20 protein-coding genes and 4 pseudogenes are annotated in these 22,449 nt (G+C 60.8%); 17 read left to right on the top strand and 7 right to left on the bottom strand.

The window, feature by feature from the left end:
- Nucleotides 1-63: 63 nt before the first annotated feature.
- From ACFOHJ_RS06395 to ACFOHJ_RS06370, 6 genes are all read left to right on the top strand, one after another.
- Complete coding sequence (locus ACFOHJ_RS06395; RefSeq protein WP_378219649.1) at nucleotides 64-288, top strand: helix-turn-helix domain-containing protein; 225 nt, start codon at nucleotides 64-66, stop codon at nucleotides 286-288.
- 593 nt (nucleotides 289-881) lie between these two features.
- Nucleotides 882-1,541: an ABC transporter permease subunit gene (locus ACFOHJ_RS06390; protein ID WP_378219648.1), complete on the top strand. Its 660-nt coding sequence runs from the start codon at nucleotides 882-884 to the stop codon at nucleotides 1,539-1,541.
- 10 nt (nucleotides 1,542-1,551) lie between these two features.
- On the top strand, nucleotides 1,552-2,295 hold the full coding sequence (locus tag ACFOHJ_RS06385; RefSeq protein WP_378219647.1) for an ABC transporter permease: 744 nt from the start codon (nucleotides 1,552-1,554) through the stop codon (nucleotides 2,293-2,295).
- A gap of 54 nt (nucleotides 2,296-2,349) precedes the next feature.
- On the top strand, nucleotides 2,350-3,198 hold the full coding sequence (locus ACFOHJ_RS06380; protein ID WP_378219646.1) for a transporter substrate-binding domain-containing protein: 849 nt from the start codon (nucleotides 2,350-2,352) through the stop codon (nucleotides 3,196-3,198).
- Nucleotides 3,199-3,276: 78 nt separating this feature from the next.
- A complete protein-coding gene (locus ACFOHJ_RS06375; RefSeq protein WP_378219645.1) occupies nucleotides 3,277-4,524 on the top strand; it encodes a CapA family protein in 1,248 nt (415 codons plus the stop codon).
- A gap of 126 nt (nucleotides 4,525-4,650) precedes the next feature.
- Nucleotides 4,651-4,893, top strand: a complete 243-nt coding sequence (locus ACFOHJ_RS06370; protein WP_378219644.1) for a hypothetical protein — start codon at nucleotides 4,651-4,653, stop codon at nucleotides 4,891-4,893.
- Nucleotide 4,894: 1 nt separating this feature from the next.
- On the opposite strand, the gene ACFOHJ_RS06365 is transcribed toward ACFOHJ_RS06370, so the two are convergent.
- Entirely contained in the window at nucleotides 4,895-5,041 is a 147-nt protein-coding gene (locus ACFOHJ_RS06365) for a hypothetical protein (protein ID WP_378217556.1), read from the bottom strand.
- Nucleotides 5,042-5,168: 127 nt separating this feature from the next.
- Between ACFOHJ_RS06365 and ACFOHJ_RS06360 the strand changes: the two are divergent.
- A pseudogene (locus ACFOHJ_RS06360) lies at nucleotides 5,169-5,804 on the top strand (hypothetical protein); the annotation flags it as partial.
- 157 nt (nucleotides 5,805-5,961) lie between these two features.
- Here the strand turns inward: ACFOHJ_RS06360 and ACFOHJ_RS06355 are convergent.
- Nucleotides 5,962-6,460: pseudogene (locus ACFOHJ_RS06355) on the bottom strand (RuBisCO large subunit C-terminal-like domain-containing protein); the annotation flags it as partial.
- 180 nt (nucleotides 6,461-6,640) lie between these two features.
- Here ACFOHJ_RS06355 and ACFOHJ_RS06350 point away from each other — a divergent pair.
- The 6 genes from ACFOHJ_RS06350 (at nucleotide 6,641) to ACFOHJ_RS06325 (ending at nucleotide 15,894) form a co-directional block, all read left to right on the top strand.
- Nucleotides 6,641-6,763: a hypothetical protein gene (locus ACFOHJ_RS06350; RefSeq protein WP_378219643.1), complete on the top strand. Its 123-nt coding sequence runs from the start codon at nucleotides 6,641-6,643 to the stop codon at nucleotides 6,761-6,763.
- Nucleotides 6,764-7,071: 308 nt separating this feature from the next.
- A complete protein-coding gene (locus ACFOHJ_RS06345; RefSeq protein ID WP_449224163.1) occupies nucleotides 7,072-9,024 on the top strand; it encodes an autotransporter assembly complex protein TamA in 1,953 nt (650 codons plus the stop codon).
- Nucleotides 9,021-13,619 (top strand): translocation/assembly module TamB domain-containing protein, encoded by a 4,599-nt coding sequence (locus tag ACFOHJ_RS06340; RefSeq protein ID WP_378219641.1) that lies wholly within the window; start codon nucleotides 9,021-9,023, stop codon nucleotides 13,617-13,619. The genes ACFOHJ_RS06345 and ACFOHJ_RS06340 overlap by 4 nt, the downstream gene beginning before the upstream one ends.
- Before the next feature lie 427 nt (nucleotides 13,620-14,046).
- Nucleotides 14,047-14,634, top strand: a complete 588-nt coding sequence (locus ACFOHJ_RS06335; RefSeq protein WP_378219639.1) for a hypothetical protein — start codon at nucleotides 14,047-14,049, stop codon at nucleotides 14,632-14,634.
- On the top strand, nucleotides 14,627-15,022 hold the full coding sequence (locus ACFOHJ_RS06330) for a phage holin family protein (protein ID WP_378219637.1): 396 nt from the start codon (nucleotides 14,627-14,629) through the stop codon (nucleotides 15,020-15,022). Before ACFOHJ_RS06335 ends, ACFOHJ_RS06330 begins: the two co-directional genes overlap by 8 nt.
- Nucleotides 15,019-15,894, top strand: coding sequence for a DUF3618 domain-containing protein (locus tag ACFOHJ_RS06325; RefSeq protein WP_378219635.1), 876 nt, complete (start codon nucleotides 15,019-15,021; stop codon nucleotides 15,892-15,894). The genes ACFOHJ_RS06330 and ACFOHJ_RS06325 overlap by 4 nt, the downstream gene beginning before the upstream one ends.
- Before the next feature lie 64 nt (nucleotides 15,895-15,958).
- Here the strand turns inward: ACFOHJ_RS06325 and ACFOHJ_RS06320 are convergent.
- The 3 genes and pseudogenes from ACFOHJ_RS06320 to ACFOHJ_RS06310 form a co-directional block, all read right to left on the bottom strand.
- Nucleotides 15,959-16,090, bottom strand: a pseudogene (locus ACFOHJ_RS06320) (transposase); the annotation flags it as partial.
- Between the two features lie 193 nt (nucleotides 16,091-16,283).
- Nucleotides 16,284-16,565, bottom strand: a complete 282-nt coding sequence (locus tag ACFOHJ_RS06315) for a hypothetical protein (protein WP_378219633.1) — start codon at nucleotides 16,563-16,565, stop codon at nucleotides 16,284-16,286.
- A gap of 141 nt (nucleotides 16,566-16,706) precedes the next feature.
- Nucleotides 16,707-17,603, bottom strand: coding sequence for a DMT family transporter (locus ACFOHJ_RS06310; RefSeq protein WP_378219631.1), 897 nt, complete (start codon nucleotides 17,601-17,603; stop codon nucleotides 16,707-16,709).
- Between the two features lie 154 nt (nucleotides 17,604-17,757).
- On the opposite strand from ACFOHJ_RS06310, the gene ACFOHJ_RS06305 reads away from it, so the two are divergent.
- Nucleotides 17,758-18,648 carry a LysR family transcriptional regulator gene (locus tag ACFOHJ_RS06305; protein ID WP_378219629.1) on the top strand — a complete coding sequence of 297 codons (891 nt, stop codon included), beginning with the start codon at nucleotides 17,758-17,760 and terminating at the stop codon, nucleotides 18,646-18,648.
- Nucleotides 18,649-18,859: 211 nt separating this feature from the next.
- Complete coding sequence (locus ACFOHJ_RS06300; protein WP_378219626.1) at nucleotides 18,860-19,180, top strand: hypothetical protein; 321 nt, start codon at nucleotides 18,860-18,862, stop codon at nucleotides 19,178-19,180.
- 351 nt (nucleotides 19,181-19,531) lie between these two features.
- Here ACFOHJ_RS06300 and ACFOHJ_RS06295 read toward each other — a convergent pair.
- Together ACFOHJ_RS06295 and ACFOHJ_RS06290 are read right to left on the bottom strand one after the other, a co-directional pair.
- A pseudogene (locus tag ACFOHJ_RS06295) lies at nucleotides 19,532-19,799 on the bottom strand (hypothetical protein); the annotation flags it as partial.
- Nucleotides 19,800-20,088: 289 nt separating this feature from the next.
- Nucleotides 20,089-20,961 carry a LysR substrate-binding domain-containing protein gene (locus tag ACFOHJ_RS06290; RefSeq protein WP_378219624.1) on the bottom strand — a complete coding sequence of 291 codons (873 nt, stop codon included), beginning with the start codon at nucleotides 20,959-20,961 and terminating at the stop codon, nucleotides 20,089-20,091.
- Nucleotides 20,962-21,062: 101 nt separating this feature from the next.
- On the opposite strand from ACFOHJ_RS06290, the gene ACFOHJ_RS06285 reads away from it, so the two are divergent.
- Both ACFOHJ_RS06285 and ACFOHJ_RS06280 read left to right on the top strand, forming a co-directional pair.
- Nucleotides 21,063-22,061 carry an aromatic ring-hydroxylating oxygenase subunit alpha gene (locus ACFOHJ_RS06285; protein ID WP_378219623.1) on the top strand — a complete coding sequence of 333 codons (999 nt, stop codon included), beginning with the start codon at nucleotides 21,063-21,065 and terminating at the stop codon, nucleotides 22,059-22,061.
- Entirely contained in the window at nucleotides 22,015-22,263 is a 249-nt protein-coding gene (locus tag ACFOHJ_RS06280; RefSeq protein ID WP_378219621.1) for an SRPBCC family protein, read from the top strand. The genes ACFOHJ_RS06285 and ACFOHJ_RS06280 overlap by 47 nt, the downstream gene beginning before the upstream one ends.
- Nucleotides 22,264-22,449 lie beyond the last annotated feature (186 nt).

Below are 22,449 nucleotides of genomic sequence, written 5' to 3'. Positions count from 1 at the left end.
CCACTATCATATAGTCACTATAGTGACTGGTAAAGGTGAAGCTTTACTTGTCGCTATGGGTGCATGCACCTTGCCGAAATTTTTGGAGCAAATGTTCGAAGAGTCCGTCTGGAGCGCGGGATGACCCTGGAATCGTTGGCGACCGAAGCCGACCTTGCCTACAGCTATCTGGGTGGCATCGAACGCGGACAAAGGAATCCCTCGCTCCACGTCGTGGAGAGGATCGCTCATGTGCTGGAGAGCGATCCTGCGGCGTTGTTTTGCCGGACTCAAACGCCCGAGAAATAGTCACGCCTTGGGGTGTCAGACCAGGTCGCATCGAGGTGCTACCTTGGTTCGCAATGCGGAAGGATTTCTTTCCGGTATACGGAATACAGGTCACGAGCAGTTACCCTGACCTGACGACATCTAATGTCGCCAAAGAGTGAAGCCAGGTAGGCGGTTTAAATCTCGTATTCCCCGTTGATGCTCGCATCGATGGCCGTGAGCGGCTCATCGGAGGTTCCCACCCATCCACTCCGGTCGTTCGACCCGTTCAGGTGTCGATCGCCGTTGTCATCGTCAGTTTCCGGCGGCTCCTGCTCCCGCTAATCAAAACCCGGACCGCGCAATAGCGGTGTTGGAAATTCGCAGCCACCCGGTGCCAGCCTGTGCGCCTACGTTCGCGGCAGCGGGCGACCGCCAAGTATATAACGATCGATTATAGAAAAAATGTGGGATGTTATAGATTGAAAGGCTGATTTATAGGAGTACCATTGGAAACAACGGAAATATAACCTTACATTAATGAGAGATAATACGGCAACCTGCGGTTATGACCCCGTGTTGATCTGATAGAAATGCTGAGCATAGCTTCCTTTCTTTGTCACTCGGAGTAAGCCATGTCTGGTTTCGCAACTCAGTTCGCCGCTGCATTCATGGTTACGGTAAGCTTGGCGCTTGTCAGCGGAGCCATTGGAACAACGGTCGGACTATCGTTTGCCATTTTCAAAAATGCCTCGACCGCGGGCATCGGCAGGATAGTGTCCGCCTACACCACGGTCGTCCGTGGCGTGCCAGAACTTCTCATTATCCTGCTCATCTATTTTGGCGGAACTGCCTTTGCCAGCAAGGTTGCCGGTCGCTACGTCGAAGTGAATGCGTTCACTGCGGGAGCCTTCGCGCTTTCCGTCGTGTTCAGCGGTTATGCGACGGAAGTGTTTCGCGGGGCCATCGCTGCCATACCTGTCGGGCAGATGGAAGCGGCGAAATCGCTTGGGTTGAACGCCTGGCACCGTTGGTTGTTTGTCGCCGGCCCGCAGATGCTGAGGCTGGCGCTGCCCGCTTACGGCAATCTCTGGATGTCGCTTTTCAAGGACACGTCGCTGGTTTCCATTGTCGGCCTGACGGACATCATGCGTGTTGCATACGTGGGCGCCGGGTCGTTGCGCGCGCCGTTGACCTTCTATCTCGCAGCGTCTGCCCTCTATCTTTTCCTGACGTCGCTCACGCTTTTGTCGATGCGCTTGGCCGAGCGGCGCTATCCCGCATTTTCGTCATAGGGAGCCGACCATGAACCTCGGCTTGATGCTTGATGCAGTCATCGTCCTGTCTTCCGGCTTTGGACTCACCTTGGCACTGACGGTCCTGTCGCTGGCAGTTGGACTGGCGTTGTCGGTGCCGCTCGCCTTCGCGCGCGCTTTCGGACGACGCGGTTTGTCACTTGCCGTTTTGGCCTACACCTATGTGTTTCGCGGTACCCCCATGCTCGTTCAACTCTTTCTGGTTTACTACGGTCTCAGTCAGATCGAGGCTGTCAGGGCCAGCATCTTCTGGGTCATTTTGCGCGATCCGTTCTGGTGTGCACTGCTGACGTTTTCCCTGAACAGCGCTGCGCATACCACCGAAATCCTCAGCCGCGGCCTGGAGTCCGTGCCGAAGGGCGTCAGGGAGGCAGCAGCGGCGCTCGGCTTGCGCCGCACCCAGGTCGCCTGGCTCATTACCTTTCCGATCGCCTTCAGGATTTCGCTCCCCGCTTACGGGAACGAAGTCGTTGGAATGATCAAGGGCTCATCACTTGCCAGCACCGTGACGCTGCTTGAGATCACAGGTGTTGCCCGGCAAATGGTATCGGTCACCTTCGCTCCCTACGAAATCTTTATCGTCGCCGGGGCCATATATTTGTCGCTGACCTTGCTCGCTGTGAAGGCTACCCAATTGCTGGAGCGACGGCTTTCGACAGAGGGCAGCCAAGCCCCACGAAGCAAGACACAAACTCGTTCGGGTTTGCCAGAAATCACGACGCTCATGCCGTGATCGGTAGCGTCCGGCTACCTGCTCGTCCAACTCAGACCAATGATGAGGTGCCACATGCGCATTCCACTTGCTATTGCCGTTTCAGTCGCGTCCCTGATGGCGATCCTGCCAGCCCGGGCAGAAAGCGGGCGTTCGATCACGATCGCTTCCGAAGGCGCCTCGCCGCCCTGGGACAGCACCGACGCGAACGGAAACCTTTTCGGCTACGACATCGATGTCGGTCGCGAGTTGTGCCGCCGCTTGAAGATCAAGTGCACGTTCGTGCCTCAGGACTGGGACGGTATCATTCCAGCGCTGCTCGTCGGCAAATTCGATGTCATCATGTCAGGGATGGCGATCACCGAAAAGCGCAAACAATCCATCGCATTCTCAATCCCGTATGCCGGTGGATTCAACCAGTTCATCGTCCGCAAGGACCTGGGGCTCGACGTCGGTGGTACCAAGGAAAGGCTGGATCTCTCGGCTATCGGGGACAAGGGAAAGGCAACCATCGAGAGATTAAAGTCCTCCCTCGAAGGGAAGGCGATCGGGGTTCTGCGCTCCTCAAATTCGGAAGCGGTTCTAAAGCAGATCTTCGGCGATGTCGTTACCGTTCGCAGCTACGACAGCCTGGATAACATGAAGCTCGATCTTGTCGCAGGCCGCATTGACGGCAGCCTTGCCGACTACTTTACCTGGCGGGATTTCCTGGAAACACCGGATGGTTCCAACGCGGTGTTCTTCGGCCCCGAGCTACAGGGTGGCCTGTGGGGACCGGGAGTCGGTGCCGGGATGCGCAAGGACGATGTCGATCTGCTCAAGGACTTCAACTCGGCCATCGAGGCGGCCACCAACGATGGAACGATCAAAGCGCTGAGCCTGAAATGGTTCAAGGCCGACATATCCCCGACCTTGGGACAATAGCCGGGAAACCGAACTCTGACCGACGTGACGCCGGCAGGGGCCGGCGTCCAAGCCATGCATCACTTTCAGGCGAGATTTATGAAAGACCCTTTTTGTGCGGTCGTGACCGGCCAGTCCCTCATCACGCATAATGTTCGCGATGTTCACGACGAGCGGTTCGAGGAAGTTGTTCGCTTCATGCGCCAAGGTGACGTCGTTTTCACCAACTTCGAGTCGACGATTTTGGGCAGACATGGCGGCTGGCCGACCAAAGGACAATATTTCGGGTACTCGAAAGCTGATGTGCTGGACGCTTTGCAGGCCATCGGGTTCAACACGCTTGCCCTGGCCAACAATCATGCTTTCGATTTAGGTCCTCATGGTGTCCTTTCCACGCTTGAGGAGGTGAAAGCGCGGGGGTTCCTCCACGCAGGGATTGGAACCGACCATAACAATGCCAGCAAACCCGGTCGCCGTCGTTTGGGCGACAGAGAGGTCACGTTAATTGCTGTTGATGCAGGACCCGGTCCAACAAACATGTACGCCGACAACGGCACCGCCTTTCGGCCGGCGCGGCCTGGCGTGAACCGGCTGAAGACTTTACGGAAGATCGGGGTCACGGATCGGCATTTCCGAAAATTGGCAACCATCGCCGACCACCTGCAAAGCTCGCATCTGGAACTGGCCAATTATGCACAGCCTGAAGATCCCCCATCCATCGCCAAGGCTGGAGAGATCAATTTTTACGGTACGGTGTTCGCGCAAGCCGCTAACTGTGGCCGCCTGGTCGAAGTAGATCCTGGGAGCGCGAATTTACATGTCTCTGCCATCCGCGAGGCGTCTGCGCGGGGCGATTTCGTTATCGCCTATCTACATCATCACCATTGGGAACCAAGCTGGCAGAATGTGCCTCCCTGGGTGCAGACCTTCGCCCGCATGTGTGTCGATGCCGGCGCAAACCTCTTCGTCAGCCATGGCGCTCCTGTGCTGCAGGCCATGGAAATCTACAATGACTCGCCGATCTTTTACGGCTTGGGAAATTTCCTGTTCCAGGTGCCTCCAGACGAAAGCGAGTGGAGCCCGCCAGAAGTCTGGCAAAGCATTGTCGCCGCCTGCCACTACAACGCGCGGGGAGGGGTCGAAGCCATCGATCTTCTCCCGGTCACGATCGGGGAGAATGGCCCGCTTCGCGGATCGGCTGTCGCCGGATTGGTTCCTGCCGCGGCAACAGGTACTGTCGCGCGGGACATCCTCGAAGGATTTGTGAGTCGTTCGGCGGCCTTTGGCACGCAGATCACAATATCCCAGGCTGTCGGTCGTCTTTCCATTTCCGCAGCACGGAGGTAGCCCGATAACGAATGATCTGATGACGTTGTGCCTTGTCCCACGCGACAACGTCGTCGCGGCGTTAAGCGGTATCAGGAGGATAATCGCCAGGCCTGCCAACAGATGTTCCACTGGCATGGTCGGGTCGTGAACATCAACCCCGCTCTGTTCAACTGTGTCGTCGCTGCCTGTGCACGGCTGAGGGATCGGGGCGTCTCCCTGTCGGGGGAAGCCGTTGAGGAATTCGCAGCCAGCTATGGCTATGAAGAAGAGAACGACCTTTCACATGTTGTCGACGGCAGGCTTGCTACATCGGCTGGCAGCATCGACCAGCTCTTGACGGACATTATGAAATCCACGCCGAGCCGCGACGCGGCTGGGAATCTTTGAGCTATGCGCTCCAGGCGCGCACTGCGGTGCAGCGTTGCACGATGTCCTCGACTGCCAGCGCCAGCAGCTTGCTGTCGGCCTCGGTCCCCTTCAGTTCCGCCAGCACCTTCTCGGCTGCCGGGATCATGCGCTCGGCCATATCGAGCAATTGCCGAAGCACGAAGCGGGGACGGAAGTCGGTATCCTTGGCGAAGGCTTCCCAGTTTTCCGGCGTCAGCGTGAGCGGATCACGATTGCCCCCGACGAACCATCGCCAGCCGCGGACGCTGCTCGTTGTCGGCTCTTGCGTGGCGCGCGGCGGTGACACTAACGGCCCGGCTTCCGTTTACGCGATCCAGAAATACCTTGATTGGATCAAGGCCTACGCTCCCGCCGAGGCCCAAGGCATGACCTTCTCCGAGTCCGGCCCGGTGCCGGCGCAGGGCAACATCGCCCAGCGGATATTCTGGTACACCGCATTCACCGCTGACATGGTCAAGCCCGGCCTGCCGGTGATGAACGAGGACGGCACGCCGAAGTGGCACATGGCGCCGTCGCCGCACGGCTCTTACTGGAAGGACGGCATGCCCGGCCCGCGTGCAGGGGTCGCCGACTGGCACCAACGTGCCGGACTGTCCGAAGCTGGCGCAGCTCTGGTGGCAGGCGATCGGCGATGCGTTTTCCGGTGCAAAGACGGCGCAGGAAGCCATGGATTCTCTTTGCGCCGAGCGGAGAAGGTCATGGCCCGCATCGAGAAGTCGGGCGTGCAGGGCGACATCGGTCCGAAACTGGCCGAAGAGCACGATCTGCAGTACTGGCATGATGACGCGACGAAGAAGGGCAATCTCGCCCCGCAGCTCAAGCTCGAGAACGAGAAGGAAAAGCCGGTCACCGTCAACTACGACGAACTGGTGAAAAGCTGGCAAAAATAGACCGCTATGCGGATCACGCCTGAATGACGGGGAGGCGGCCAAGCCGCCTCCCTTTGCGTGTTTCCGGGAAAGTGCGGCGCTGTCTTTGCGTCCGCCCGGAAATCGGGGCGGACGGCATTTCTGCCGCTGTCATGCGCCCTTCGTACCGGCTGCAGAGCTTCTTGATGGACTGCCGTAGCTCGGCATGGCTTCTGGCGAACTCATCCAGCGGGATGCCGTCGACGGCGGCTTGCTAGGCCTGCCTGACGCGACGCAAGCCGCCGGCCTGCCTGACGGTACCGCCCCGCACAGTAGAGAAGGTCGACGGGTGCCCTGCCCACACCACTGGTCCGAACAGGCGACCGGTATGACGCAATCCTGCGGCGAGAACAACGGCATGCTGACGGCCTTGGACGAGCGCACGAAAGACTCGTCCGGTTCCTAGTACTTGGCGCCGATGCTGTTGATCTGGAACTGGCCGACGCCTAGCAGACGCCAGAATTGCTGCCATATCGAAAAATCCATGCCGAGGCCGGGAGGCCGGGCCAAGATATCCCCAGCCGTTACGGTGAGCGCGGATGATCAGTTTGGTGCGCTTGCGCAGAAAGACTCCCCCCTATATCGACGAAGTTGATGTTGACGACCGTCGCATTGCCGCCCGCCAGCAAATTCCGATCCGGGTCCGGCCAACAGAACCAGGGCGAGGGGATATCGCCGAGCGGCGTGCCGCTCGCATGCGCGAATCCACTCGGCGCGTCTTCGAGGAGGTCAGCCGCCCGAATCGCAACCTTGTCCATCCGGCGCAGATCCCCCGCATCGGCATCGAGCGCGCGGACTGCAGTTTTGGTACCAAGCCGGTGGCGTTTGCCATCTCGGACGCGCTCATTGTCGCGGTCATCCCCTGGGCAACCATCGCGCCGCAAAGCTTTTCGACGCTCGGCAATCTTGCGCAGGGATGGGTAATCAGCCGTTTCAAGTGATGCACGGCGCGCTGACGCTCGCCTTCTTCGGCTTCAAGATCGTGCTTGGCTATGATTGGCGGGAACTTTCGCGGTTACCGCTGTCATGTCAGTCTTTACTCAATGACTGGAGGTCGCCGGTGCTTCTCCAACTTCGGTTTATGATAGCAATCAGCCGGCTAGATTGACCGTTGCGAACCGGGGTGAATGTGGCCTCCGCGCAACAGGACGCCATTTTGCACCCAGTAAGTGAAGATCGAGTTTTGCCCTTCCCCATCGATTGCCTATGGTGGTGGACCGGTGTTTTGGGGTATGCGTTGAGAAGAGGGTTGGGGATAAAAGTTTCGAAGCACCCACATAAAGGCCAGGCACTTCTTCTCGCCCTTGCCTTGGCGGCGGCTTGGTCGCCTGCGTACGCATTCAAGCTTTTCGGGGTGAAGTTCTTCGAGAGGCCCAATCAGGAACAGAAGAACGAGGATACGATCGGCGAGCCGGTCGTATATTCGGTCGATTTCAACGTCTCCAATGCGACGAGGTTCGATGGCAATTCCGAAACCAAGGATGTGAAGAAGACGCTCGAAGCCGCATCCGCCCTCTGGAGAGATAAGGACAAACCCGCCTCCGGCGTGTCCGGCCTGCTCTCCAAGGCGCGCAGCGACTATCGGCGGCTGCTCGACACGCTCTATGGTCGAGGCCGATACGGCGGTTCGATCAGCATCAAGGCCGACGGACGCGAGGTCAGTGAATTGCCGCCCGACGTCGAGCTTTCCCAGCCGGTGAAGATCAGCGTTTCGGTCGATCCCGGTCCATCCTTCCTCTTTGGCCGAACCGCGATCGCCAATCAGGCGCCGACCACGACGAACCGCAGGGACAAGGTGCCCCTGCCGCAGGACCAGGGCTTCGCGCCCGGGCAACTAGCCCGTTCCGGCACGATCCTGAAGGCCGACGCACTGGCGACGGAAGCTTGGCGTCAGCAAGGCTATCCAAAAGCCAAGGTGGCGTCCCAACGTGTCGTCGCGGCCCACCGGACGAACACGGTCGATGCGACGATTGAGATGAAGCCGGGGCGCAAGGCCTATTACGGCCCTGTCGCGGTCAGGGGCACGGACCGCATGGACCCGGCCTTCGTCGCCTGGATGGCGGGTCTGCCGCGGGGCCAGGAATACGATCCCGACGACATCGACCGCGCTAACAAGCGCCTGATGCGGCTCGGCGTGTTCCGCTCGTCCCGCTTCGAGGAAGCGAATGTGATTGATCCCGACGGCCTCATGCCGATTAACCTCATCGTGCAGGAGCGGCCGCTCCACCGCTTCGGCGTGGGCGCCGACTATTCGACCCTGGACGGCGCCGGTTTAAAAGCATACTGGCTGCACCGCAACCTGTTCGGCCACGCCGAAAGCCTGAAGCTGGAAACCAAGGTCGCCGGCTTCGGCAATACCACCAACCCGGCCGACCTTACCTATCGCGCCGGCGTGAGCTTCACCCGCCCCGGCGTCTTCACGCCGGATTCGGATTTGGTCGCCTCGGTGGTCGGCGACCGCGAAGTGCTCGACATTTACACCCGCACGTCTATCACCGGCCTGATCGGCTTCAATCGCATCTTCACGGACGAGCTTTCGGGTAAACTGTTCCTCGCCGGCGGGCCATCGCGCTTCAATGACGATTTCGGCATCCGCGATTTCCTCGACGTCGGCGTTCTCGGCGGGCTCATCTACGATACACGCGACAATAAGACCGACCCGACCAGCGGCTACTATCTCGACGGGACCGTGCACCCCTTCTACGAATTCAACTACGGCAACCCGGCGGTCCGCATGGAAGCCGAGGGCCGCGCCTATTATGGCTTCGGCAAGGAAAGGCGTTTCGTGCTGGCCGGACGGCTGAAGGTGGGCTCGATCGTCGGCCCGTCCATTGCTGAGACCGCGCCGGACAAGCTCTTCCTGGCCGGGGGCGGCGGCTCTGTCCGCGGCTACGCCTACCGCAATATCGGCGTCGAGGGGCCGGGCGGCATCGTCACCGGCGGGCGCTCACTGGCCGAGGCGTCAGCGGAACTGCGCGCGCATATCACCGATTCGATCGGAGTGGTCGGCTTCGTTGATGCCGGCTATGTCGGCGCCGATTCCGTTCCCGATTTCTCTCAGAAATTCCGAGTCGGCGTCGGCGCGGGGCTTCGCTACTATACCGGACTTGGGCCATTGCGGGCGGACGTGGCCGTCCCGCTGGACCGCCACGAAGGCGATCCGCGCCTAGCCTTCTATATCGGTCTGGGGCAAGCGTTTTGAGACGGATCCTTGTTGCCATAGCTCTTCTGCTCACCATCTCTCCGGCCTTCGCGCAGGATAAGGCAGAGCTCGAGAAGTCATATTTTTTGCAATATGTGGAGCAGAAGCTTTCCACACCGGACCGCCGAATCAACATTTCAGGCATCAGTGGCCTGCTCTCCTCAAGCGCCACCATCGGCGAGATTACCATCGCCGACCAGCAGGGGGTCTGGCTGAAGATCGTCAACGCCTCGATCGACTGGAACCGCGCCTCGCTCCTGCTCGGTCGCCTCGACGTGAACAAGCTTGCTGCGGACGAGATCGACATGCTGCGCAAGCCGCTGCCCGGAAAGGGGGTGCCGGCTCCGGAATCGAGCGGCTTCCAGTTGCCTCAGCTGCCGGTCTCGATCAAGCTGAGGGAACTGAGCGTGGCGAAGATCACCTTCAGCGAGAGTGTCTTCGGCCTCGGCTCGCAGTTGAAGCTTGCCGGCCGCCTCGACCTCGCCGACGGCTCGCTCGATACGACGCTTGACATCAACCGGCTCGACGGTCCCGGCGGCGAATTCAAGCTCGCCGCCAAATACGCCAACGAAACGAAGAAACTCGACCTCGACCTGTCGCTGGCGGAGCCGGCGAATGGCATCGTCGCCAACCTCCTGAACATCGAAGGCAAGCCCCCGGTCGAGATGACGCTAAAGGGCTCCGGCCCGCTCGACAAGCTCGACCTCGCGCTGACGCTGGACGCCGATCACCAGCGCGTGCTGACCGGAACCACGAACATCCGCCGCAGCGATGACGGCTATGGCTTTTCCGCGAAACTGGGCGGACCGATCGCAAGGCTCGTGCCACCCCAATTCCGCGATTTCTTCGGTGCGGAAACCAATCTCCTTGCCAACGGCGTCGTCAAGGATTCCGGCAGCGTCAGCCTCGGCCGGTTGAACCTTGCCAGCAATGCACTCAAGCTTGACGGTAGTCTCGCCACGACATCGGACGGCTTCCTGCGCCGCCTGAAGCTCGGCGCCTTGATCGCCGACCAGACCGGCAAGACGGTGCTCCTGCCCGTACCGGGCGCGCAGACGACCGTCGAAGGCGCCAAACTCGCCATCGCCTTCGGTGACGACCCGAACCAGAAATGGACCGGATCGCTCGATATTACCGGGCTTAATTCTCCGACCTTTGCATCCCAGAACATCGCGCTCGACATGGGTGGTGTCGCCGAGAATATGGACCGGCCGACGTCCCGCCACATCTCCTTCTCCACGAAGGGCAAAGCCTCCGGCATCACCTCGGAGCGTACGGACGTTGCAACGGCCCTCGGCAAGGAGATCGATCTCGATATCCAGGGAGACTGGCTGGCCGGCGAACCCGTCAAACTGTCGAAAGCGCTCCTTTCCGGCAATGGCCTTAGCCTCTCCATCGCCGGCGAGATCGCCCAAAACATCTTCAACGGCACGATCGACGTCGATGCGGCGAGCATCGCGCCTTTCTCCGGCCTCGCCGACCGCCAGCTTTCCGGCTCGATGAAACTCGGCGCCAAAGGTCAGTTGAAGCCGCTCTCCGGCGGGCTCGACATGGCGCTCGACGGAAAGACGACCGACCTCACCATCGACAGCCCTTCCGCCGACAACCTGCTTGGCGGCGTCACCTCGATCACCGGACGCGTCGCCCGCGACGAGACCGGCCTGACCGCCGACAAGCTCCGCATAGAGAACCAGCAACTTACCCTTGCCGCCGATGGCAAGTTCGCCACCGGCAAGGCGGATTTCGGCTTCGATTTCACGCTCGCTGACCTTGCTCTCGCCGCAAAGCAAGCAAGCGGCAAGCTGACCGCTTCCGGCCGCGCCAAGGGCGACGACGGCCGCATTGCGGTTGCCTTCAAGGCCGAGGTGCCAGAAGGCACGCTGGCCGAGAAGAAACTCGCAAATGCCGTCATGAATTTCGACGGCATCCTGCAGGACGGCAATCTCTCCGGTAAGCTTGCCGGCGATGCCATGCTCGACAACGCACCGGTTTCGCTGGCCTCGGACATCGCCCTCGCCAATGGCGAAAAACGGCTGACGGAGCTCTCTTTCACGGCCGGCGCCACCCGGCTTTCCGGCGACGTGACGCAGACGGAAGCCGGTCTCCTCGATGGCAAGCTCACGCTCGCTTCGACCGATATCTCGACGGCGGCCGCTCTCTTCCTCCAGCAGGCGAACGGCGCGGCCCATTCCGACATCGCGCTCTCGAACGCGGAAGGCAAGCAGGCCGCCGATATCTCCGCGAGGCTCGACGGCGTCACCGTCGGCGACAACCATATCGGGCAGGCCGAGCTCACCGCGACCTTCGCCGACCTGTTCGGCGTACCCGCCGTGAACGGTTCCGCAAAGGCGACCGACCTGACGGTGGCGAAGATCGAGGTGGCGAGGCTCGACGCGAACGCCGACCGCAACGGCGAGGCCACGAAATTCGACGCAGCCGCCAATCTCAGGAACGGCACCGATGCTGTCGTCGCAGGCTCGCTCGCTCCCGAAAATGGCGGCTATCGGCTGCGGCTGACGCAGACCGATCTGAAGCAGGGCAAGCTTTCCGTCGCCCTCGCGGAGCCCGCGAGCATTCTCGTCCAGGGCCCGAACCTCGCCATCGACAGCCTGTCGCTCAATGCGGGCGGCGGACGCATCGACGCCAAGGGGAAGATCGCCGATACGCTGGACTTCGCGGTGACGATCCAGGCGCTGCCGCTGGCCATCGCCAACGCCGTGCGCACGGACCTCGCGGCCGGCGGCACGGTCGACGGCAATGCGAATATTTCCGGGGAGCGCGCCAATCCGGACATCAAATTCTCCTTGCAGGGCAAGGGTCTGACCGTCTCCGTCCTCAAGGAGGCCGGGCTTTCGACCCTCTCCGTCGATGCAAAGGGCAATTCGAGCGGCAAGACCCTGCAACTCGACGCCAATATCGCCAGCCCCGAGGGGCTCCGCGCCGCCGCTAGGGGCAATGTGCCGCTGGACAAGGAAGGCCATATCGCCATGAAGGTGGATCTCGGCGCCTTCCCACTTGCCGCGCTGAACGGTGTCGCCAAGGGCCAGAATCTCGGCGGCAAGCTCTCCGGTTCGGCGAAGATCGGCGGCACGCTTGCCGATCCGAACGCCGATTTCGCCATCGACGGCAACCGCGTTTCCGCGACGCCGCTCGAAAACGCCGGCGTCAGCTATCTCGATGTCAAGGCGGCCGGCCGCTACGAAGGCAAGGCGGTAACGCTCCGCTCCGCAACGGCCAATTCGCCGCAAGGCCTGTCCATCTCGGCAAACGGGCGTGTGCCGCTTTCCGGCTCCGGCCTCGGCGTAAAAGTCGACGGCAAGGCGCCGCTCTCGCACGTCAACCGGTTGCTCGCCGATCGCGGCGCACAGGCTTCGGGCATTCTGGCGCTCAACGCCAAGGTTTCCGGCAGCATCCGCAAGCCGCTCATCAATGGCAATTTCTCCACTTCCGGCGCCCAGTTCGTCGATCCGGACACGAACCTTCGTCTTGGCGACATCGCCGTGAACGGCTCGATCGCCGATGAGACGGTGACGCTCCGGTCGGTGACCGCCTCGCTCGGCAAGGGCGGCAAGATCGCCGTTACTGGTACGATCTCGACCAATGCGGCGGCGAACTTCCCCGCCAATATCAGGATCGTGCTCGACAACGCCCGTTATGCGGACGGCAACATGGTGGTGGCGCGGCTGAACGGTAACATCGGCGTCACCGGCCCGCTCGTCGCCGACCCGCTCATCTCCGGTAATATCGATATAGAGCGTGCCGAAATCACCGTGCCGGATACGCTCGGCGGCGGCGCGGCAGGCATCAACGTCAAGCATCGGAATGCACCGCCGAAGGTCGCCGCAACGTTGAAGCGTGCCCACGCCGACGACGGCACGCCGGTGCCTACCAGCCGCCCGAGCGTGGCGAAGCTCGACCTGACGGTGCGCGCGCCGGCACGCATCTTCGTGCGCGGACGCGGGCTCGACGCCGAGCTTGGCGGCGAAATCAAGCTAACCGGCTCGGTCACGGGTATCCGGCCGGTCGGCGGCTTCAAGCTGATCCGCGGCCGGCTTTCCATCATCGGCCAGCGCATCGTCTTTACCGAGGGCGAGGTGACCATGGTCGGCGACCTCGATCCGATGGTCCATCTCGTGGCCACCTCGGAAGGTACCGACATCACTGCCTTCGTGACGGTGACCGGTAGCGTCTCCGATCCGAAGGTCGTGTTTTCCTCGCAGCCCGAACTGCCGCAGGACGAGGTACTGGCGCGGCTGATCTTCAACCGCAGCGTCAACGACCTTTCCGCCTTCCAGATCGCCCAGCTCGCCGCCGCCGTCGCCGAGCTTGCCGGCGGCTCGAACACGTCGCTTCTTGGCAATCTGCGCAAGGCGACAGGGCTCGACGACCTCGACGTGGTGACCAGCGAAAAAGGCCAGACGGCGGTACGTGCCGGCCGCTATATCCAGAACAATATCTATCTCGGCGTCGAAGCAGGTGCCGAGGGCGATACCAAGGGCACGATCAATCTCGACATAACCAAGGATCTGAAGGCCAAGGGCGCGGTCGGCACGACCGATTCCAGCCTCGGCCTGTTCTACGAGAAGGACTATTGAGTTGGCAACCTGAATAATGCTTGCCACTACCAAGCTTCAACTTGCATCGGGCTATAACGGATAGAAATATCAGCGCCTTCGTCCGGTCACCCACCATGGCCTGAAATAACGTTCGGATTTGGAACGTCCATACCCGACTTAGTTGCCGGGGCCCGCGAGGCCACCGCTACGGGGCCGAAAAGCGGCGGCAGGACGTACGAGGTGACCGGGATGGTGTTTCTCTATACGCTATTCGGCGTCAACGATCACGTTTTGTCGTCCGCTTCAGCGGCTCAAAAATTTAAGGCGCGTGGAACGGCCGGACGTCGAACTCGTTCACTCCGATCAGGAAGGAGTTCGCACATGAACAGCGTAATTTATCTCATCGGCTTGGTGGTTGTCGTGCTGGCGGTTCTGTCTTTCCTCGGGATCCACTAAGGAGCGCGACATGCAAGGGAAATCGGGATCAAGCTCTGCTGATTTTTCGGCCGCTAAAAATGAAGTGACAGAACGGCTAGAGCACGAAAAGCAAACGGCAACAGAAGTTATTCAGGGCGCGCAGCAGGAACTCGCCGAAAAGGTGAGCGAATACGCAGCTGAAGCTAAAGAGGCGGTGACCCAACAAGCGGAAGGGGTACAGCAGAACATCAGCAGCAATATGGTGGCGTTTGGCGGAGCCCTGCGAGCTGCCAGCGAGCATCTCGCCAACAGCGATCAACGCAGAGCCTCCAAATTTGTCCTCGACGCTGCAGGGGGTCTCGAACGACTCGCTTCCTCCCTAAAGAATAAGCCGTTGGAAGAAGTACTTGGCGAAGTGCGGTCTTTCGGGCGCGATAATTCGCCGGCGTTAATCGCGGGGTCAGTGTTGGCTGGCTTGGCCTTGGGACGATTTCTCAAGAGTTCCGCACCGGACCATGGCAAAGAGGCAGTCGGCCCTGAAGGCCGCAGCAACCCTTCCGCATCTTTAAATGAGCACGGCAGTCCACTGGGGGCGCCAGATGTCTCCCACCCGAATGCGGAGCGCACTCATGACTGAAAATGGGGAAAGCCGCGGCCTGGTCACCTTGGTAAGCGATCTCGCTCAACAGGTGACAACTCTTCTGCAAACCGAAGGACGGCTGTTACGAGCCGAAATGTCGGAGAAGCTCGCCAAGGTCGGCGCCGGCGCGATTGAGGTGCTGGGCGGCGCCATCTGTCTGATCGCGGCGCTTATCGTGCTTCTGCAGGCCTTGGTGATCGCGCTGGCTAACGCGGGACTTGGGACGGGATGGTCGTCCCTGCTGGTAGGAGTAATCGTCGCAGGATTGGGCGTTTTTTTGCTCCGCTCCGGTGCCGCTAGCATGAACCCGTCCGATCTAGCGCCCGAGCGTACTCAGGGTCAGCTCAAACAGGACGTCGGCGTTGTTAAGGAACAAATCAAATGAGTGAAAAATCAGCAGCTGAACTTGAACGAGACGCCGAAACTACCCGCGCTCACATTGCGGATACGGCTGAATCAATCCGAAACAAAATGAGCCCCGGCCAGTTGATCGACGAATTTGCCGGGCTGTTTTCAGGCGGAGATGGCGCCGCAGCCCTGTCCAACATGAAGGGGCAAATTCGCGATAATCCGCTCGCCGTGACAATGATGGGAGTCGGCCTTGCTTGGTTGGTACTGGGGAAGGGTGCGTCGACTGCGCAAGCACCTGATGGCAACCCCGCCTCCAGCTCGCCCGACCACACCGCTGGCGGAAAGTGGGAATCGGACGAACACCGTGAGGAAGAGGCATCCGCGGGCAACCCGCTGTCGCAGGCGACGGCATCGGTAGCGTCACTAGCGAGCCGTGCCGCTTCCGCAGTTCAGAGTGAAGCAGGTGCGGTCGGCGAGCGACTGGAAAGAACCGTTGGCGTGAGTCGAAGTGCAGCCGGACAAGCCACCCGACAGGCCGGCTCTGCGACCCTGGAGCTGTTTCAGCGGGAGCCACTGGCAGTGGCGGCGCTCGGCCTTGCAGTAGGAACCGCCATCGGTGTCATGTTGCCGCATACTGATGTCGAAGACCAGCAGATGGGGCGCTACCGCGACGAGGTGCGCGGCGCGGCGGATGCCCTTGTTAAAAAGGGCATAGAGGAAGCAAAGGAAGTTGCTGCAGAGACCTATCAGTCCATCAGGGACGAAGCCGATCGGCAGGGGCTGGCTGGTGATCCGGACACTCCAGTCACCGAGAAGGTGGCGGAGGTCGTGAAAGCCGGGGCGAGCAAGACTGAGCAGGCGGTGCGGGAACGCGTTGGGATGACGCCGCCGCGCGAGGAGAAGTGAAATCTGAGTCAGGTTCTTGGTGATGGGGCGAGGCACTGGAGGTGACGGACTCATAACTCCGCCGTCAGATGCGGACTGACGCGAGTTGGACAGAAGCGAGGAAGTTGTCGTCGCGCTTGTCGTATCTGGTGGCGACGGCCCTGAAGTGTTTGAGTTTGTTGAAGAACCGCTCGACTACGTTGCGCTGTCGGTAAACCCATTGGCTGAGCGAGAAGGTTTTAACGCGGTTCTGCATGGCTCGGATGTTGGCCCATGCGCCGAGCTCGGATCAGGGGACGATTTTCATTCAGGTTGAGCGGGGGCGCCTCAAGGCCCCTGCCGCTCCGACCTTCAAAACTCGCGCCGAAGGGCTGGCTTGGCTACAGGACGAGGACTGAGCAGCCCCGGCATCACTTGCCTTTGGTCTGGGCGTAGCGGTTTCCGTTCACCTTTCCCATACCAGCCACCTTGGCATCGTCGGCCGCGTAGATCAGGCTAAGCTTTTTCCCGCGGCACTTCGAGCAAACCAGTTTCGGTTCCAGGTCGACCGCCATTGCCGGCGCGTCGGGCCCGAGGCGGTCACGAAGTTTTTCCAGATCGAGAACCTGATGATGGCCGCATTGGACGGCGTGACAGTAGGCAGTCACCGTCATTTTGCCGTCGATCAGGGATTGGATCGTCCATCTTGCCATGCACCGTTATAGATCAGGCCGCAGAGGCTCATCAACCTGCAGCCAGCGCGCCAAGAATGTCCTGCCCCTAACAGAAGCGACCAAGTCTGACGTCGGAGGGCACGCCCGCCGGGGCACCTTTCGCGAATGCAGGACGGAAACCTAACCGCGTGATGTAAGCCAGACCCCGCCCAAGGTCACCGCAAGCCCAACGAACATCGCTACGGACAGCGGCTCCGAGAATAGCATCCAAGACCAGATCATCGTCACCGGCGGGCTTAGGTAGATGGCTGCACTGACCTTCGCTACCGGACACAGGCGCAGCATCGTGTAGTACACAGAGTAGCAGGCAAAGGTAGCGACCAGAACGAGCCACGCCATCCCTATAGCGAACTCGCGGGTCATGGGCGGGGCGATCCCTCCTTGTGCCATGGCGCAGACGCCGAACAGAACTGCACCCGTCAACGTGTGGACGCAGAGGCTTTGGTGGACGGGCATGTGGAGTGACACCCGCCCCCTGCGGAGAACCGAAGCCAAGGCAAACGCCAACATGGAACCGACGGTCACGCCATACGCCCAAAAGGGCGCGGTTCCCAAGCTCAGGCTGTCAAAAGAAACCATCAGCACTCCAGAAACGGCGATGGCGGTGCCGAGCCATTGCCGCGCGGTAAGCCGCTCGCCCAAAAGGGGCTGCGCCATTGCCGCGATCGCCAGCGGGACAAGATCTGAAATCAGCGCGACCAGTCCGGTCGGAATGCGCTGCTCGATAGCAAGCGCGAAGCCGCCGAGATAAACGAAGACGGCCATAACGCCGAACCAAACCTGCGACAGGACGGCGCGCAGGCGCATCTTCGGCCCGAATGCCAGCGCGAAGGGGAGGAGAATGATGCCAGACAGGAGCGTTCGCCAGAACAGCAGGAGGGACACGCTAGCCTGTTCGTTGGCATAGCGAATACCGACGAATCCTGAACTCCAAGACACAACGAGAAGCGCCGCCATAACAGGCAAAAGCAAGGGCGACCGGGGCGTGGCGATTGAGGTCAGCGAAAAAACGGTCATTGGAAGCCTGCGTGGAAATCAAACCGGATTACTCATTCCGGACGCAGCGCGCACATGACAAATTTCGATCGTGGCATGACAAATTTGTTCGGATGTTAATCATTCGTTGCAATACCGATGTGTCTGGCGCATTCAGTCATCGAAAGGATTTACGATGATAACCCACATCACCGGCAGGCGACTGGACATCGACGCGCTACGCGCTCTGCGCGCAATCAAGCTCCACGGGGGCGTGACGCGGGCGGCTGAGGCGCTGGGCCTCACGCAATCGGCCGTGAGCCACAAGGTGAAACGCATGGAAACCAGCCTTGGCTGCGAGCTGTTGGACAGGCGACCCGGCGGTGGCATGTTCACGTCCGAAGGCGAAGGTCTTATGGAATACGCGATCAAAATTCTCGGCCTCCACGATGAAGCGTTGAGGAACTTCGCGAAGTCGGATTTGACTGGTCGAATTCTGCTGGGTTTCACGGAGGACACCACATGCACGGACCTATCGCGCATACTTGGCCGTTTCCGGCGGCTGCATCCGCAAGTGGTGGTGAGAACGAAAGTCCGGATGAGCCTGGTGCTGCGGTCGATGCTGGAGCGCGGCGAGTTGGACGTCGCCATTGTGCAGGTCTTTGCCCATGAGGTGCGGCCGACCGATGTGGTGCTGTTTCGGGAGAAATTACACTGGGTGAAGTCTCGGGAATTGTCGCTGGGCCCGGAAGGGGCAATCCCATTTCTCTCCTTTGCGGATGAGTGCTTCTATCGGCGCTGGGCAATCGAGGTCGGACAGGATGGTGGCGCCGAGTTGGAAACTGTATTCGAATGCTCCAGCGCGGCAGGCATTGTTGCCGCCGTGGAGGCCGGCTTGGGTGTTGCGCTGCTGAGTGACCGCCATCTTCAGCCAGACATGGAGATCATTCACTGTCTGCCTACGCCCCCGGCTCTGGCGTATGTCGTGCGCCGCGCCAAGAAGGCCAGAAACCCTGCTCTGGAAAACCTGATTTTTGAGATCGAAAGAGAAGTCAGTCGCTACGGAAGACTGGCCCTTGCGAGCTAGCCTGTGGCCTAAGGTATTGCAGACTGCGGCATTCGGCCCGGTGGACCGGCAGACCGCGGATCGATCTATCGAACAGCTATGGCCCTCGTCGACAAGCATGCAGGCGTAATCACCTGGAGCCGAGAAGCGAATCCGGATATCGGCGAGTACGGGCCGCCTGTGACGCTGTTTATCTCAGGCGATGTGCCGAGTATAGAGTGACAGGCGGCCGATGACGCTTAAGATCGACGGCCAATCCTTTTTCCTGCAAATCGGGGTTTGGGGCTGCGTCACGATGTTTCTCGTGAGCTTCCTCACATTTGCCGTCGCCTATTTCCTCATGATAACGAAAGTTGCGGAACTCAACAGGCCGTCTGAATTCAGTGGCTATAGCTTCTGGGAACGCAGCGGGCGTTGCGACAGCAGCTTCAGCAGGCTCTTCTTCTTCTCTCCTGAAATTCAGGGCCTTCGTAGACTGATATATTGCGCTGGAACTGGTGCGATTCTGTCTTTCGGTTCGCTTTTGTCCTTGGTTTTGATCTTCGGCGATTAAACGCCCATTCGAATTGAGGATCACGGATAGAACGACAAAAAGCCCGTCGCCGGAGGGGACGGACGACGGGCTTCTCGACTATCCCGATGGTCATGGCACACCGGGATTGCGCCTATTCGCTACGGAATGCCGGCCGCGCGAATGCCTTCCAACTGCAGTCCGCGCCAAAGGTTCCAAGCGCGATAAAAAAGGCAGTAGCTTTGTTAGAGAGACGTCCTGCCTCTATCGTTGCGCTCAAGCTCTCGGACACATCGCGCCCATCAAAGCGTCGCGCCTGGCCTTGCCCGGCAGGACGCCCGGGCGGACGACGAGCGGAAGAGCAGATGGCCACCGGTCCGGGCTAAGAGGAGATAGCCGAGGTAGGTGATCGGCAATGCGTCCGTGCCGACCGGCGCGGGCCTCCGTCTCGAGCCTGTTGACCAAGTCGACAACATTGAAGAAGCGTCTGCTTCTCCAATATCTCGGCCTGCAGCAGATCGCCGGCGATCCTCGGCGGCCCGTGTTGCCGCTTGATGGCGACGCCCATGATCTCGTCATAAGCCGATCGCATCCCGTAGAGCTTCAGCGCTCCCATCAGTTCCAGCACTTCGATCGCGGCTTCGATCCGGTTGTTGCCCATGATGTGGAATACGGTCTCGCCACGAGAGATCAAATTATCGGCGTTGAGACGGCCGGGGCAGCGCTGCCAGACTGCTTCTGAATACATGATTGCGCGGCGGCGTTTCCGCCCTCCTCTTCGAGAAGCTCGAGCAGTTCCGAGCGATATCGGCCGCGCGCTTAGCGCCAGATCGATGGATTCCGAAGCTTGCCCAAGGAATTCAAGCACCGCGGCATCCACGAGGCGATCTGGAGAGGACGTTGCATTGGCGAGAACTGGCTTAGCTGAACGTGTTTGGCGCTTGCGAGTCTTACCGCGACATTGCCACCAGCCATCCCCGGAAGGCGCGGACCTTGGGCACGAGGGCGTTCTGCGGCGTGGCCAGGAACCAGTAGGCGCCGGAACTTTGCAGTTTGTGACTGAAGGGGGCGACGAGCAGGCCGCTTGCGAGCTCCCGCTCGATCAGGACCGAGCGGCCAAGCATGATGCCCTTGCCCTCGACCGCGGCGCGGATAGCCATGATCGACTGATCGAAGGACGTGCCGTCGCTCGGATCGATGCTGTCTATGCCGGCAGAGGCGAGCCAGACGTCCCAGTCCTCTGCATAGCCCGGCACGTGCAGTAGATCGCTCCCCTTTAGATCTGCCAGCGTGCGAAGCGAGGCCGCAAGCGAGGGGGCGCATACCGGGAATATTTCCTCCCGCATCAGCGCGGTTGCCTCGAGCCTCGGCCAGTCCCCCCAGCCGTAGCGTATTTCCGCGTCGGCCTTGCCGCGGCCTGCCTCCACGCCGTGGCCGAGCGCGGTCAGCCGGAGTTCGATGCCTGGATACGAGGCGCGAAACAGGTCGAGCCGGGGCGCTATCCACTGGCTGGCGAACGACGTTGCCACATGCACGACCAGCAATTCGCGTGTGCTCCGTCCCACGATGTGCGCCGTCGCCTCGTTGATCAGCGCGAAGCCCCGGCCAAGCTCTTCCGCATAGCGCTTGCCGGCCGCCGTCGGCGTCACGCCGTTGGCATGACGGTCGAACAGGCTTTTCGACAGCCGCAATTCAAGCGCGCGAATATGCTGGCTGACCGCCGAGGGAGTTACGTTCAACTCCGCAGCCGCAGCCGCGAAGCTACCGAGACGGACTGCCGCCTCGAAGGCGCGAAGCGAGGTCAGGGGAAGGGGAGCCGGCATTGCACGCTTAGTTCTCCTTAGGGTAGCCGCAAGCTAATCGCGTTTGCAGCGCAAGACAAGAACGCCTTACCTTCAGCCGACCGAACCGTGGAGACGCTGCAATGAACGTCCATGTCCTCGATGCCTACCGACCCGGCTATGGTCTGCCGAGCCATTTCTACACCGACGAGGCGATTTTCACCGCCGAGCAGGAAAAGATCTTCCGCAACAACTGGTTCTTCGCCGGGCACTCGGTCGAATTGGCCAACCCCGGCGACTACATGACGCTCGATGTCGGCGGGGCGCCGGTGGTGGTGGTGCGCGACCGCGACGGCAAGGTCCATGCCCATCACAATGTTTGCCGCCATCGCGGCTCGGTCATCTGCACTATGGAACGGGGCAAGGCGACCCGCCTGGTCTGCCCCTACCATTCCTGGACCTATGCCCATGACGGCACGCTGATCGGCGCGCCCATGATGGGCGAGGAATTCGACAAGGCCAGCCATGGCCTCAAGCCTGCCCATGCGGGGGAATTCGACGGGCTGATCTTCGTCAATCTTTCCGACACGCCATCGCCCTTCCACGAACTGCGCGAGCATCTTTCGCCGATCCTGAAATCGCAGGGCATGGGCCGCGGCAAGATCGCGCTCATTCGCGACTACGTCCTCGACGTCAACTGGAAGCTGGTGATCGAGAACAATCGCGAATGCTACCACTGCGAGGCCAATCACCACGGCTATGTCTCGGTGCAGTACGACACCGAAAACGACAATCCGGCCATGCAGGGCGAGATCGCCGAGCGACTGGCCGAGTGCACCATCCGCTGGGACAGGGCCGGCCTCGACGTTGCCCGCGTCAACACCTCGTCGGACTATACGTCCGAATGGTTTCGTGCCAACCGTACGCCAGTGCGCAAGGGCATGGTGACCGAAAGCCCCGATGGCCAGGCGGTGTGCAAGGTGCTGATGGGGGATTTCACCGATCCCGACATGGGCACCGCGCGCGCCAACACCAACCATCAATTTCTGGTGCCACGCCAATTCGGACTATGCCCACACCGTGCGGATCACGCCGGTGTCGCCGACAAGAACCATCGTTCGGGGCTACTGGCTGGTCGATGAAAAGGCGGTCGAGGGCGAGGACTACGACCCGGAAAAAGTCGCGGCGTTCCATGACGGCGTGATGGGGGAGGACTGGGAAATCTGCCGCCGGCAGTGGAGGGGGGTGACTTCGCCCGGTTTCCAGCCGGGGCCCTATTCGCCGCTGAAGGAGCAGAATGTCGACCGCTATGTGCGTTGGTATGCGCGTCAGATGAAAGCCTGACTTGATGTCGAGCACGAAAATCCCTCGCATGCCCGCATCGTCATTCTCGGCGCGCTCGGCACCAGCAACGCCTACCATCTGACCAAAGACGGCGAGAAGGACATCCTGCTGTTTGAAAAGAAGGTGCTGACCGCCGGTTCCACCTGGCATGCTGCGGGCCTGATGGGGCAGTTGCGCAGCAAGGTG

Source organism: Aquamicrobium soli (assembly GCF_042646345.1).
Taxonomy (GTDB): domain Bacteria; phylum Pseudomonadota; class Alphaproteobacteria; order Rhizobiales; family Rhizobiaceae; genus Mesorhizobium; species Mesorhizobium soli_A.
The sequence above is the reverse complement of the archived record's forward strand: the minus strand, read 5'-3'. Positions and strand labels throughout refer to the sequence as shown.